At 73.5% G+C, this 13294-nt stretch carries 13 protein-coding genes; 7 read left to right on the plus strand and 6 right to left on the minus strand.

What is annotated here, in order from left to right:
* Window positions 1-78: 78 nt before the first annotated feature.
* Window positions 79-864 (minus strand): DeoR/GlpR family DNA-binding transcription regulator, encoded by a 786-nt coding sequence (locus tag ACFY3N_RS16215; RefSeq protein ID WP_390817320.1) that lies wholly within the window; start codon window positions 862-864, stop codon window positions 79-81.
* 247 nt (window positions 865-1111) lie between these two features.
* Between ACFY3N_RS16215 and ACFY3N_RS16220 the strand changes: the two genes are divergently transcribed.
* Window positions 1112-1465 carry a DUF4406 domain-containing protein gene (locus tag ACFY3N_RS16220; RefSeq protein ID WP_390817517.1) on the plus strand — a complete coding sequence of 118 codons (354 nt, stop codon included), beginning with the start codon at window positions 1112-1114 and terminating at the stop codon, window positions 1463-1465.
* Window positions 1462-2127 (plus strand): NUDIX domain-containing protein, encoded by a 666-nt coding sequence (locus ACFY3N_RS16225; RefSeq protein WP_390817321.1) that lies wholly within the window; start codon window positions 1462-1464, stop codon window positions 2125-2127. Before ACFY3N_RS16220 ends, ACFY3N_RS16225 begins: the two co-directional genes overlap by 4 nt.
* A gap of 120 nt (window positions 2128-2247) precedes the next feature.
* Here ACFY3N_RS16225 and ACFY3N_RS16230 read toward each other — a convergent pair whose 3' ends face one another.
* The gene (locus ACFY3N_RS16230) at window positions 2248-2805 is read right to left on the minus strand and encodes a hypothetical protein (RefSeq protein WP_390817322.1); all 558 of its coding nucleotides are present in this window, start codon (window positions 2803-2805) and stop codon (window positions 2248-2250) included.
* 331 nt (window positions 2806-3136) lie between these two features.
* Window positions 3137-4657: an alpha/beta hydrolase gene (locus ACFY3N_RS16235; RefSeq protein ID WP_390817323.1), complete on the minus strand. Its 1521-nt coding sequence runs from the start codon at window positions 4655-4657 to the stop codon at window positions 3137-3139.
* 121 nt (window positions 4658-4778) lie between these two features.
* Between ACFY3N_RS16235 and ACFY3N_RS16240 the strand changes: the two genes are divergently transcribed.
* The gene (locus ACFY3N_RS16240) at window positions 4779-5753 is read left to right on the plus strand and encodes a MerR family transcriptional regulator (protein WP_390817518.1); all 975 of its coding nucleotides are present in this window, start codon (window positions 4779-4781) and stop codon (window positions 5751-5753) included.
* Between the two features lie 55 nt (window positions 5754-5808).
* Here ACFY3N_RS16240 and ACFY3N_RS16245 read toward each other — a convergent pair whose 3' ends face one another.
* Window positions 5809-6492, minus strand: a complete 684-nt coding sequence (locus ACFY3N_RS16245; protein WP_390817324.1) for a LysE family translocator — start codon at window positions 6490-6492, stop codon at window positions 5809-5811.
* A gap of 222 nt (window positions 6493-6714) precedes the next feature.
* Here ACFY3N_RS16245 and nadE point away from each other — a divergent pair, with 222 nt between their 5' ends.
* Window positions 6715-7545: an ammonia-dependent NAD(+) synthetase gene (nadE, locus tag ACFY3N_RS16250; protein WP_390817325.1), complete on the plus strand. Its 831-nt coding sequence runs from the start codon at window positions 6715-6717 to the stop codon at window positions 7543-7545.
* 51 nt (window positions 7546-7596) lie between these two features.
* Here the strand turns inward: nadE and ACFY3N_RS16255 are convergent, their stop codons facing one another.
* On the minus strand, window positions 7597-8469 hold the full coding sequence (locus ACFY3N_RS16255) for an SGNH/GDSL hydrolase family protein (RefSeq protein ID WP_390817326.1): 873 nt from the start codon (window positions 8467-8469) through the stop codon (window positions 7597-7599).
* Window positions 8470-8725: 256 nt separating this feature from the next.
* Between ACFY3N_RS16255 and ACFY3N_RS16260 the strand changes: the two genes are divergently transcribed.
* Window positions 8726-9283 carry a TetR family transcriptional regulator gene (locus ACFY3N_RS16260; RefSeq protein WP_390817327.1) on the plus strand — a complete coding sequence of 186 codons (558 nt, stop codon included), beginning with the start codon at window positions 8726-8728 and terminating at the stop codon, window positions 9281-9283.
* A gap of 353 nt (window positions 9284-9636) precedes the next feature.
* Here the strand turns inward: ACFY3N_RS16260 and ACFY3N_RS16265 are convergent, their stop codons facing one another.
* Window positions 9637-10209, minus strand: coding sequence for a hypothetical protein (locus ACFY3N_RS16265; RefSeq protein ID WP_390817328.1), 573 nt, complete (start codon window positions 10207-10209; stop codon window positions 9637-9639).
* 235 nt (window positions 10210-10444) lie between these two features.
* On the opposite strand from ACFY3N_RS16265, the gene ACFY3N_RS16270 reads away from it, so the two are divergent.
* Together ACFY3N_RS16270 and tap are read left to right on the plus strand one after the other, a co-directional pair.
* Complete coding sequence (locus tag ACFY3N_RS16270; protein WP_390817329.1) at window positions 10445-10768, plus strand: hypothetical protein; 324 nt, start codon at window positions 10445-10447, stop codon at window positions 10766-10768.
* A gap of 293 nt (window positions 10769-11061) precedes the next feature.
* Window positions 11062-13293, plus strand: coding sequence for a telomere-associated protein Tap (tap, locus tag ACFY3N_RS16275; protein WP_390817330.1), 2232 nt, complete (start codon window positions 11062-11064; stop codon window positions 13291-13293).
* The last annotated feature ends 1 nt before the right edge of the window (window position 13294 follow it).

The raw sequence follows: 13294 nt of genomic DNA on the forward strand, positions 1-13294 counted from the left end.
GGCGGCCCGCCGCACCCTTCCGGCCGTCCCGGAGGCGACCGGCGTCGCCCCGGGAGGCCGCGTCTCCCCGACGGACGCTCAGACCAGGTGGACCTCGACACCTGATTCACACAGGGCCTGCAGGGTGGACGGTCCGTTGGGATGGGTCTGCGGGTCGTCGGCGGCGGCATCGGTGACGAAATGGTCCACGGCACCGAGGGGGGCGACCCGGCTGAACGCCCGTACACCGAGCTTGGTGGCGTCCGCGACGGTGATCGTGCGGGCGGACTGCGCGAGCCCGGTCTGCTTGACGGCCGCGTCGTCCAAGGAGAACTCGGACCAGCCGCGCTCGGCGTGAACTCCTCCGATGGACATCACGAAGCAGTCGAAGCTCAGCGATTCCAGGGTGCGCAGGGCCAACGGCCCCACCAGTGAGCGTTCACCCGGTCGCGAGCGCCCGCCCACGACGACGAGCTCGATCTCCGGCCGGTCCGCCAAAACGGCCGCCGTCTGCAGACTCAGCACGGCGACCGTCAGCGGTGCACGCTCCGCCAGGTGCTCCGCGACCTGCACCGTCGTGGTCCCCGCGTCCAGCAGGACGCGCGAGCCGGGTTCCACCATCGCGGCCACGGCCGCACCCAGCCGGTCCTTCGTGGCGGTCTGCCACTCTCCCCGGGCGGCGAAACCTCCGCCCTCCTCACGCCGACGGGTGGCGACCGCGCCACCGTGGACCCTGCGCACCAGGCCCTGGCGTTCCAGTGCGTTCAGGTCCCGGCGCACGGTCATCTCGGACACCCCGAGGTGCTCGGCGAGCTCCGACACGGACAAGGTGCCCGAGCCCTGGACCAGGCGCAGAGTCAGGTCTAGTCGATTCGCGACACTCATGGCGCATTTCTAACACAGTCGTGTTCATTTGAACGCTCAGGTCGATGAGTGACGTGCCAGTTCGCACATGTCGTTGTTCGAAAGCACACTGTCATGTTAGAAACGGGTTCCGGGTGCCGTCGACCGACCGCACCTGATCCGCGGTCGGCGAGGACTCCGGCAGGTCTTCCCCTGTCGGGGTCCGCCCGGCACCGGATCCCGTGAAAGGCCGAGGAGCCGCTCCGTGAACACCCACCCGCACTCGTTGATGATCCTGGTCGCCGGACCGTACCGATCGGGCACCGGCGACGATCCCCGCAAGCTGGAGGCGAACGTCCGCGCGATGAACGAGACCGCCCTGGCGCTCTTCCGCGCCGGCCACCTCGGGGTCACCGGCGAGGCGCTCGCCCTCCCGCTGCTGGAGACGGCCGGCAGCACCGGCCCCGGCGACGCCGCCTACGAGGAGATATTCCACCCCGTGGCCGAGCAGCTCCTCCTGCGCTGCGACGCGGTGCTGCGCATCGGCGGTCCGTCCGAGGGCGCCGACCTGATGGTCGCCCGGGCGCGTGCCCGGGGGAAGGCCGTCTACACCGGCGTCGACGACATCCCGGCCGCCCGGTGACCGCCGGGACCGGCACGCCGGACCGGCGCGGCCGTACCGGTCTCGACCGGCACGGCCGCGATCTCAGGGGCAACCCGCGGGTGCGCGTCCTCGACGTCGAGGTACTGTCGTGCGACTGGTACGTCCTCCGCAGGACGACCTTCGACTACCGGCACGGCGACGGTCACTGGAGCCGCGAGCAACGCGAGACCTACGACCGCGGCGACGGCGCCACCCTCCTCCTCTACAACACGGACCGCGACAGCGTTCTGCTGACCCGTCAGTTCCGGCTGCCCGCCTATGTCAACGGCCATCCCGACGGGATGCTCGTCGAAACCGCGGCCGGCCTCCTGGACGGGGACACGGCAGAGGAGGCGATCCGCAGGGAGGCGGCCGAGGAGACGGGCTGCACCGTCGGCGCGGTCGAGCATATTTTCGACGTGTATATGAGCCCCGGCTCGGTCACCGAACGTCTGCACTTCTTCGCCGCTCCTTACGAGACGGCCACCCCGGCAGGGGGAAGGGGAGGCCTCGCCGGCGAAGGCGAGGACATCACGGTCCTGGACCTGCCCTTCCGTACGGCCCTCGGCATGATCCGCAGGGGCGGGATCGCGGACGCCAAGACGATCATGCTGCTGCAGTGGGCCGCTCTCGACGGACCGTTCAGGCACCTGGCCGGCTGACCCCGCGCGCTGCCGTTGCGCACGGCGGGACCGCGGATGGCCCGATGCCCCGTCACGGCACCGAAGGCGCCGGCGGCACCGTGCCGGACCGAGGTGTGCGCCCCGGGCCGTACGTACCCTTCAGCGGCGGGCCGGTCGCAGGCGCCCGATGCGGTCGAGGTCGCCGGCGAGCAGGTCGCGGTGGCTGAGGGCGAAGTCCCCGTTGGGCAGGGTCCGCCCTGCGCCGTAGTGCCGGCCCATGACGGCGGTGGGGAGGAAGGCGCGCAGGTCATGGCGTATGTTCCGGGGGTGGTCGACGGAGGCGCCCCAGCCGGCGGGGGCCCGGTCGGTCGAGAACAGGACCCAGTGGTCCACGGGCACGGCGGCGTCGAGGTCCGGCGCCTCACCGGTGTGGCTGTCCAGGGACGGCAGGGTCAGCAGGTCGGGGTCGAGGGGCGGGTACCACAGCAGCAGGGGCTTGGCGCGTTGCGCGTCGGCGTTGTCGAAGCAGCACACGGCGACGGTGTGGTCGGGGAAGTGGTCGGCGTAGAAGCGGAGGAGGTCCGCGTCGAGGGCGGGGCGCCGGTGCGGCGGCACCTGCCGCAGCGCGGCGGGGACCGCGGTGGGGTCGGCGGCCAGGAGCACGGTGTAGACGTCGTGGTCGAAGACTGGACGGGCTGCGGTTCCGCGCTCATCCACGCGATGCCGTCGGCCGCGGCGGCGACGTGTTCGACGGCGGCGACCATACGGTGCAGGACGTCGGCGGTGCGCCCGGCGGAGAGGAAGTGCCGGGGAGTGAGTCGCCTGGTGGGCAGGTGCAGCAGCATGGCGTTCGGGCCGTCCGCCAGGTTGACGGCGGTGTTCTGGTAGCCCAGGACGTGGATGAGGCCGTGCACGGGATGGTGCTGCCGCCCGCAGTACACGATCGTGCCGGAGAACGCGGCCTCGCCGGTCGAGATGCACATGGTGGCACCGTACCGCCCCGGTCCGGTGGGAACCGGGCGGGGCGGTACGGTGCGCAGCCCGGGCGTCAGCCGGTCAGGTGGGTCACCACCGAGCGCATCGCGTGGAGCAGGGCCGGGCGGGTCTCCTCGGGCGCGTCGAGGGTCTCGAAGCCGTGGTGGCCGTTCGGGACGTCGACCAGCTCCAGGTGCGCCTCACCGTCCTCGGCCGCGGTCACGAACGCCTCCACGGTGGCGGCGACCTCGGGTGTCTCCAGCCCCGCACGGAGGAGGACGAGGGGCAGGGCGCCCGCGTGCGCGACCGCCCGGACCGGGTGGAACCGGCTGCCGGTCGAACCCCAGTTGGGCAGCGGCGCCAGGACGGGATAGGAGGCGGCCAGGCAGCGCAGCCAGGCCGGGGGCTTCGTCAGCCAGTCCGCGGCGAGCAGACCGCCACCGGAGAAGAACCACAGGGCGATCCGGTCGGGGTCCACCCGGGGATCGGCCCGCACCAGTTCCACCGCGGCGGTGACGTCGTCGGCGGCGCGCTCGTAGTCGGCGACGTCGTGCAGCCGGTGGTCCAGGGTCACTCCGACCACGCCCTCGGCGGCGGCCAGGCGGGCGTGTCCCACCAGGGTCGGCCAGTCGCGCGGGGTCGGCCGGGCCCCGGCGGGCACCGGGCCGCCGTGCACGAAGACCACGGCCGGTCGCGGGCCCTCGGCGCCGGGAACGTAGAGGTCGGTCCGCCCCCTGCGGTCCCGGGGCAGTTCGGGTACGTCCAGCGGGAACGGGCGCAGATGGGCGGGCGGCGCACCGGCGCCGACCGGCCGCAGGCGGCGCCCCCCGCCGGCCGCGGCCCGCAGCAGGACGTCCGCCAGTTCGGCGGGGCCGGACAGCATCGGCCAGTGGCCGGTGGGCAGTTCGAAGAAGGTGACCCGAGGGCCGGTCAGGGCCGCCAGCGCGGGGTCGCCGAAGTCGACGAGTCGCTGCACCAGGTCGACGCTGACGCCGTTACGGGTGCACAGCACCCCGGTGCTGGGCACCGCGGCCACCGCTCCGGTCAGCCGCAGCGGCTGGAGCAGGGTGCCCAGCGGTTGCGGCGCGGCGAGAGCGGTGAGCCGGTCCAGCACCGCGTCGGAGAGGCCGGCGACGCTGCCCCAGCGCTGCCACTCGTCACGGGACGGTGGCGCCAACTCGCCCTCGTTCCCACCGTGCCGGGCCCGCTCGGCCAACCGCTCACGCAGGGCCCGGTCCGGTACGGCGGCCAGGGCCGGGACGCCGTTCTGCGGCAGCCCGCAGTCCAGGTGCACGACGCGGGCGACGCGCTGTGGCCGCCGGTCCGCGGCGCCGAGCACCGGATGGATGCCGTAGTCGTGACCGACGAGCACGATCTCCCGGCCGGACGCCGCGTCCACCGCGTCGATCGCCGCGATCACGTCCGCGATGTGTGTCTCCAGGTCGACGGAGGCCGACGCGGCGGGGCGGCCCGCGTCGAGTCCGGTGAGCGGGACCGCACGCGCCTCGCTGCCCGCCGCGGCCAGCCGCGCGGCCGTCTCCTGCCACACCTGGGCGCCGGTGAACGCGCCCGCCACCATGATGAATACGGTCATGGCCCCTCCTCGGGTCCGTCGCATGACGTCGCGCCGGTCGCGCACGCCGTGGCCCGCGGACCGGGGTACGTCCGGCCCGCGCGCGCCGGTACCGTAGGAACTCCCCCGGAGGGAGGTTCAACTGCCCACGTCGCACGAGGTCTTCTGGAGCATCGGCGAGCTCGCCGAGCGCGCGGGTGTCACCGTGAAGACCGTCCGCTTCTACTCCGACCGGGGTCTGCTGCCCGAGGCATCCCGCAGCGGCGGCGGACACCGCCGGTACGGTCCCGAAGCGCTGGAGCGGCTGCGTCTGATCCGCTCCCTGCGCACCCTCGACCTGTCGTTGCCCGAGGTGCGCCGGGTCCTCGAGGACGAGGATCCGGCGGGCCGTGCGCTGGAGGACGCCGTCGCGGGCCGCCTGCGCGAACTGGGCGGTGAGCTGAGGACGTTGCGCTGGAGGGAGGCGGCGCTGCGGCTCGTGCGGGAGTGCCCGCCCGCGGAGCGGGCCGACCGGCTGCGGTTGATCGGTGCGGTGGGCACCCCGCCGAGCACGGCGCCGCTGGCCCGGTTCTGGCGTGCCTGGCTGCCGCCGAGGATGCCGGCCCGGGCGACGGCGGCGTTCCTGGAGGCGGCCGTTCCGCAGCCGCCCGACGAGCCGGCCCCGGTACAGGTGCTCGCCTTCGCCCGGCTGTACGCGATGACGACGGCCCCCTGCCCGGACGGCCGGCAGCCCCAGCCGGAGGTGCACCGGGTGGCCGGGGCCCGCGGGGCGGCCGCGTTGTACGCGGGCCTCGCCGAGGCGTACGAGCTCGCGGGCCCGCGGCTGCGCCGGGCCCGGGATCCTCACCCGGGTGAGGCGCTGGACGCCTACGTGGCGGCGTACGCGAGCGCGTACGGCAGCCGGGACACCCGGGAGTTCCGCCGTCTGCTGGCCGCGCGGCTCGCGGCCGGGCCGCGTCTGGACCGGTACTGGGAGCTGACGGCCGTGGTGCTCACCCCGCCGGGCGGTCGGCCGGAGCCGACCCCGGGCTCCGCGGACGACTGGCTGCGCGCGGCGCTGGAGCGGGACACCGCCGGGCCGCCGCATCCGCTCGCCGAAGGGCCGTCCACGGCCTGACGCGTGCCCGGTACCGGGGGATACGACGGGCACGGGGAGTGACGGTGAGGACGCCTCAGGACGCCGCGGCGACCCCGATGCCGAGGGCGATGAACAGCCAGCCGGTCGTCAGTTCCCAGCGACGGCGGACCTTCGGACGGGCGAGAAGCGCTCGCAGCCGCGCGGCGACGGTGACAAGGACGAACCAGTAGACGACACCGATGAGGACGTCCAGGGTGCCGAGGAGGAAGATCTGCCGTGCCGTCGAGCCGTCGCCGTTCCCCTCGCCGTCGACGAACTGCGGCAGGACGCTGATGAAGAACAGCGCCGCCTTGGGATTGAGCACATTGGTGAGGAAACCCTGGCCGAAGCCGGACCGCCACCGGCCGCCGGCCGGCTCGTCCTTCCCGGTCCCCGGCGGGAGGCCCTCCTCCGGTACGCCGGTCGCCCTCCGGCCGGAGGACCGCCCGCGAGCGGCCCTCCGGGCGCCCAGCACCGCCCGAACGCCCAAGTGGACCAGGTAGAGCGCGCCGAGCAGTCTGACGGCGTCGTAGGCCATGGGCGAACGGGTGACGATCACCGAGAGCCCGACGGCGGCGGCGAGCATGTGCACGCACAGCCCGGTCTGGGCACCCAGCGCCGCGGCCCGGCCCTTGGCGGGATGCTCGGCGGCCGATCTCACCACCACGAGGAAGTCCGGGCCGGGCACCGCGTACGCCACCAGGACCACACCGAGGAAACCCACCGGATCGACCGCCACCCGTTCTCCTTTCGTCGGCCCCGTGGCCGGTTCGCCGCCCGGGGCGTCGGTCATGAGGCCGGTCGGGCGACGGGATCCGCCCGCCGGCGACCGGGGCGATGGACTCGCCGAGTACCCCGCGGGGCCGTTCCGGTCGCTCGTCCCTCCCGTCCGGATTCCCCGGGGAGCTCCGGGGTAGCAGGGGAGGCGACAGCACATCGTGAGCCGGAACGAGGAGCAGACGTGAGCGAGTCGGCGTCCATCGCCCTGCAGCAGGAGATCGCCCGGGAACTGGGTGTGGCCGAGGCATTCGAAGCCGAGCGGGAGATCGAGCGCCGGGTGGCCTTCCTCGCCGAGCGGCTGACGTCCACCGGCCGGCGGTCCCTCGTGCTCGGCATCAGCGGTGGCGTCGATTCCACCGCCGCCGGCCGACTCTGCCAGCTCGCCGTCGAGCGGGCGCGGGCCGGCGGGCACGAAGCGCGGTTCTACGCGATGCGCCTGCCCTACGGGGTCCAGGCCGACGAGCACGACGCCCAGCTCGCGCTCTCCTTCATCCGGGCCGACCATGTGCTGACCGTGGACGTCAAGCCCGCCGGTGATGCCGCGCTCGAGGCCGCGCTGGCCGCCGGGGTGGCTTTCCGCGACGCCCACCACCAGGACTTCACGCACGGCAACATCAAGGCACGCCAGCGCATGATCGCCCAGTACGCGGTGGCCGGCGCGTACGACGGCCTGGTCGTCGGCACGGACCACGCCGCCGAGGCGGTCTCCGGGTTCTTCACCAAGTTCGGCGACGGCGCCGCGGACCTGGTCCCGCTGGCCGGCCTGACCAAGCGCCGGGTGCGCGCCCTCGCGGACGCGCTGGGCGCGCCGGCCGAGCTGGTGTGGAAGGTCCCGACGGCCGATCTGGAGAGCCTCGACGAGGGCAAGGCCGACGAGGACGCGCTCGGGGTGACCTACGACGCCATCGACGACTTCCTGGAGGGCAAACCGGTGGACGAGCGGGACTTCGACACGATCGTCCGCCGCTACCGCCTCACCGACCACAAGCGCCGGATGCCCCTCGCCCCCTGACGGGCGGTCTCCACACGGCCCGGAACAGCACTCCGCCGAATCCCGCCGCCCTCAGTCCAGGCCGAGGACGTTCATGGTGTGCTCGGCCATGCGCCGCTCCCCGAGGGCGTTGGGGTGGACGGGCACGAGGCTGCCGCCGAAGAGGAGAGGCTCGATCCAGCGGGTTCCGCCGGGCTTGCACGCGTCGTGCCCCTCGGAGACCCGGGAGAAGTCCACATAGGTGGCGCCGGCCTCTTCGCCGGCGCGTTCGACGACCGCGTTGAGGTGGGCCTGTATGCCGCGTACGTAGGGCACGTCACCGGCGGCGACGGGCAGCTTCACGAAGCAGGACGGGTCGGCCTCGGCCGGTGTGATCCACGGGTAGCCCAGGACCGCCACCCGGGCGTTGGGGGCCTTGGCGCGTACGGCCTGCAGGGCGCTCTTCAGGGCGGGATAGGTGTTCGCGTCGATCTGGTCGGTGAAGGAGGTGCCGTACGTGTCCTTGCAGGGACTGCCCTTGCCGCCGCTGAGGACGCCCGCGGCGCCGCAGGCCGTCATGGCGTTGATGAAGGTGCCGTTGTCGTTGCCGCCGATCGTCAGCGTCACCAGGTCGGTGTCCGCACCGAGCGCGTTCACCTGGGGCGCGACCCCGGGGTACTGCGATGAGGTGAAGTCCTTCGTCTGGGCGGCGCCGCAGGTCACGTCCTTCAGCCGGGCGCCCGTCCGGGCGGCGATCACATGGGGGTAGTTCGCGGTGGAGCGCAGGCAGAGCAGGTTGGTGGGGTCCACGGGCAGCACGCCGGAGCCGGCGCTGTAACTGTCGCCGAGGGCGACGTAGTCCAGTGAGGCGGAGGCGTGCGCGGTGCCGCCCGTGAGGCTGAGGGCGAACGCACTGACGAGTGCGGATGATGTGGCCATGACATTCCGCAGGACGCGCTTCGGCATGTGATCCCTCTTCTCGGTGGTGGGGCGGCGGTCGGCGGGGTGTGCCGTTGGCGGGCACGGGACGGTTCGAACCCGGGGGAGTGCCGGACCGCGCCATTACCGAACGGTTCTACCGACAGGTAATGTGCAGGCCCCCCGACGAGGAGTCAACATTGTTGACCGGACTTCTCGAAACGCTCACGAAAGGCCCCCGGCCCGCCTCCGCGAACGCGCGAACCCGCAGTTGCGAAGCGTCGGGCCCCCTATCGTGTCCCGCATGCTGCAGACCGGCTCCAGTACCACGACCCGCGAGGCCATCCACTCGGCCGCTGCCCGGCTGTTCCGGAACCAGGGCTTCTCCGGGACGACCGTCCGCCAGATCGCGGCGGCGGCCGACACGGATCCCGCCCTGGTGATCCGTCATTTCAAGAGCAAAGAACTCCTGTTCCTGGAGACGATGCACCTGACGATCGATGACGAGCCGCTGCTCGGCGTGCCACTGGAGCGCCTGGGGGACCGGCTCGCCGAACTCCTCGTGGAACTCGACGGTTCCGCACGGGGCGTCTTCCTGGCCCTGGTGCACGGCAGCAACGGACCGCAGATCCGCGAACGTCTGCGCGACACGCACGAGCACCTCTTCCTCGCACCACTGCGCCGCCGCCTGTCCGGCCCCGACGCCGACGTCCGCGCGCGCATGGCGGCCGCCTTGGCGGGGGGACTGCTGTACGCCCTGTGGGTGGTCGGGGACGAAGGACTGCTCCGCATGGACCGCACGGAACTGGTGTCACGGTACGGTGCGCTGCTCCAAGGGGTGCTGACGCCCCGGAACCACTGACGGCGGTGACCGGATGCTCTCCACGGGGTCGAGGTCCGGTGCGCAGCCCGGCAGGAAGGAACAGTCGGTTCACTCCCGGCTGCCGACGAAGGCTCCCAGGTGCCGTCCTCGCGTGCCGCGGACCCGCGCCGGCCCCCGCTCGACCCGCACGGGGGAGCGGGTGGACAGGGTCGCCGGCATGGCGCCGAGTCCTGTCCAGGTGAACACGAAGGCTCTCGGCCCGGAGGGCCGCGAGTTCCGCGTCCTCGCCCCGTCCTGACGCGGAGTCCCGACGCCACCCGGGTCGATTCGGGTGGCGGGGAGCCCCGTGCCGCCGTGAGCGACCCGTTCGCCGCACCCCAGGGGACGCGGGCTCAGGGCCGGGAGGGGGTCAGGGAGGCGATGTCCCTCCCGTGCCCGTCGTAGAGGGTGACGCCGTTGACGGCGAGGTCCTCGTGGAGGGGGACGTCGGCGTACCAGACGCCCCAGCCGGGCCTGCCGGGCAGCCGCACCACGGAAGCGGTGACCTCGCCCTCACTCGTGTCGACGACGACCCGGACCGAGTGGTGCTTGGCCACGTAGATGCCGGAAAGGAAGTAGCGGTCGCCCACGGTTTCCGCCGTCAGGCCGATGCCGGGGCTGCGCAGGTCGATGTTGCCGTCGACCACGCTCCGGAACTGGTGGTCCGTCTCCGGTGTCGACCAGTGCCTGCCCTCCTCCGTCAGCCACAGCTCGACACCCGCCCCGGCCCGGACGCGCTCACCCGGTGCCACCACCCGCACCGACCCGGCCGCGTCCGACGTCGGCTCGCCGGTCCGGTGGTGGGCATGCGCCGCGGCCGGCACCTGAGCCGGTGCGCCGGCCTGCGCCACGCCCGGCACTGCCGCCAGCGCGACCGCGACCGCGACGGCGGCCACGCACTTGTTCGTTACCGTCATCCGTGTCATGGATGGGGGACTCCTTGTGGATCGTTCCGATCGGACAGGGTGGAGGGCGCCTCTCCACCCCTTGTAACGCCGTCCGTTCCGCATTCCGATGACACGGCCCGCCGCCCGATGGCCGGCACCGGCCGCCCGCGCGTGCACGTGCCCGCACACGTCGGTGCTCCGTCTCGGCCGGCGGTGCCGTGACCGGCCGGTGAGGTCCCGCACGCCGACCGCCGGAGCGGGCAGAATCATTTCCGTGGAAGCGCACCGGCCGCCGGAGAAGACCCCCGACGGGCATTTCCTGGTCATCAGGGGACGGAAGTGGCGGGCGACCGATCCGTCCGTCCCCGAGGAGATCGCCGCCCGCCTCCGGCGTCATCTCATGTCGGCCCGCCGGGCGGTGCGTTCCGCGACCACCGCGGGCGACCCGAAGGCCGAGCGGGCGGCACGCGCACGGGTGCACCGGGCGAAGGTCGCGCTGGGGGAGCGCGGCACCCCCTGGTGGGACCAGCCCGAGGACGAGCGCCGCCGGCGCTGGGAAGAGGGCCTCGCGCACCTCGACGCCGACGCGCGGAACTGAGGCCGCCGGCCTCACCCGCCACCACCGGCAGCGCCCCTGGGACACCACCGACGGGGACACCGGGCCGGACGGGGAGGCCGTGAGCCGCGTGCTGCGGCCGAAGGCCGTACCCGCTCCCGGGTGACCGGGTGACGGTGTCCGCCCGTACCGCCCCGGACCGTGACGATCCGTCCGGCCGGCACCGCTGTCCATGAACCGGTGCGTCCCTTGAGCGCGAATCGTACGCATTTCGTACGTGAAAATTACGTTATCCGTACGGTGGATGGGATAGGGTCCGGGTCAGGAGGTGTTCCATGTCCGAGTTGTTCGACGCGGTCGACGCGCTGGTCGCGTCCCGCGCTCCGCTGCCGCCGGTGGAGGAGCGCAAGCGGCTGCGTCAGGCCCACGGTCTGACACTGGACGAGGTGGCCACCGCGCTGAAGGTGCGCCGGGCGACGGTGTCCGGGTGGGAGTCGGTCAGGAAGCCCGTCGAGCCGCGCGGCCCTGAGCGTGAGGCGTACGCGCGGCTGCTGAACAAGCTCGCGGAGCTCTACCCCGCACCCGCCGCCCCGGCCCCGGTACCGGTCGCGTTCACCGGTCGGCCCGAGCCGAGGGAGCGGGCGCTGTCCGCGGAGCAGCCGTCCGCCGGTGCGGCCGTGACCACATCGGAGAGCACCCGTGCCGTTCCCGCCTCCCCCGCCCCTGCCGAGCCGGGCGCGCCGCGCCCGGCGCGCACCGCCGGAGGCGCGACGGCGCCGCGCCGCCCGGATGCGCGGAAGGCGGCCCCGGCCGAGCCCCCGGCGGGCGGCGCCGACCCGCGCTTCGAGAACGGGCCGCTCGCGGTCGTCGACGTCGACGCCGAGGGGCGGGTACTGGCGTACTGCGCCGGCGGTCTGGTCCTGGACGTGCCCGCCAGGTCCCTTCCGGCCCTGGTGGACTGGACGCTCAAGGAGGCGAAGCTCGGTCAGCCGAGGCTGTCCGGACCGGGCAAGGACGCCGACCCGCTGCTCGTGCTCACCGGGGCCGCCCTGGAGCGCTACGGCCTGCCCGTCACCCTCACCGAGGAGGAGCGGCTCGCTGGGCGGATCCCGGAGGGCCACAAGGCCGTCAAGCAACTGATCCGCGCCGACTGGAAGCTGACCAAGCGCGGCCTCGGGCCGTGGGCGCGGATCTACCGTCCCGCCGCCGGCTCGGAGCGCCAGTGCGTGCAACTGTGCGTCCCGTCCTGGCACGCGCTGGACACCCGTCACTGGGGCGCGGCCGGGCAGCTCCCGCCGGCGGACCTCGCCCGCGTGCTGGGCGTGTACGCCTCCCGGGTGATGACCCCGCGCGGCTCCACGGCCGTGACCGGCCTGGAGCTGATGACCGCGCTCCACCCGCCGACCCGCGCCTCCGAACCCGACGCCGACGGCCGGCGCCGCTCCGAGCACAACCCCGGCTCGCTGGGCAAGGACCCGGTGGACTGCGCCCCCTGCGAGGCCCCCGACGGGCACCCGCTCCTGGCGGACCTGCCGCGCTTCCACGTCCGAGGCCCCGGGGAGAAGCTCTTCGAGGAGGCGTACGACTGGGCGCGGCCGATGACCGATGACGAATGCGCCCTGCGGCACCTGGTCGGCATCGACGTGAACATGGCCTTTGCCGCCGGCGCCAACGGCCTGGTCGTCGGCCTCGGCGCGCCGACGCATGTCAGGGCGCCGGTGTTCGACCCGAAGCTGCCCGGCTCCTGGCTGGTCGACCTGTCCCACGTCGACCTGTCGAGGGTGAGGACCGGCAAGGACACGTGGGCGGAGCTGGACGGAAGCCTGCTGCCCAGCCCGTTCACGCCGAAGGGCGAGCGCCCCGGGGGCCCGGCCTGGTACGCCACGCCCACCGTCGCCTACGCGGTGGAGCTCGGCTACGAGGTGCGGCCGGTCGAGGCGTACGTCCGCTACGACAACGGCCGCTATCTGGACGGCTGGTACCAGCGGCTGCGGGACGCCTACCTGGCCACGATGGCCGACCTCGGCGTCCATGCGGACATGGCGCCGGCCGATTTCCTCGCGGCCATGGACGGCTACCGGCGGCGCGACCCGCAGCTGGCCGTCGTCGCCTCGGCGATCAAGGCGACGGTCAAGGGCGGCCTGGGCAAACTGCGCGAGCGTCCGCGCGGCGAGGGCTGGCGGCCCGGGCAGCCGTGGCGGGCCCTTGCCCGGCCCACCTGGCGGCCGGACATCCGGGCGGCCGTCATCTCCCGCACCCGGATCAACCTGCACCGCAAGATCGTCAAGCACGCGGCGTTCACCGGCCAGTACCCGGTGGCGGTCCTCTCCGACTGCGTCGTGTACGCGGCCGACGGCGCCGGCCCGCTGGACTTCCTGCCCTACCGTGACGGCAGGCCGCTGCCCGGCGGCTTCAAGCTCGGCGTCAACCCCGGCCTGGTCAAGCACGAGGGCACCCAGACCGTCCTGTGGGGCGAAGAGATCCGCGACCGGTTCGACGCCCCCGGGCTCAACCTCGCCCGGTACATCAAGGACGGCACCGTCACCGACATCGACAACGGAGAGTAGG

This window comes from Streptomyces sp. NPDC000348, assembly GCF_042898795.1.
In the GTDB taxonomy this organism is placed as follows: domain Bacteria; phylum Actinomycetota; class Actinomycetes; order Streptomycetales; family Streptomycetaceae; genus Streptomyces.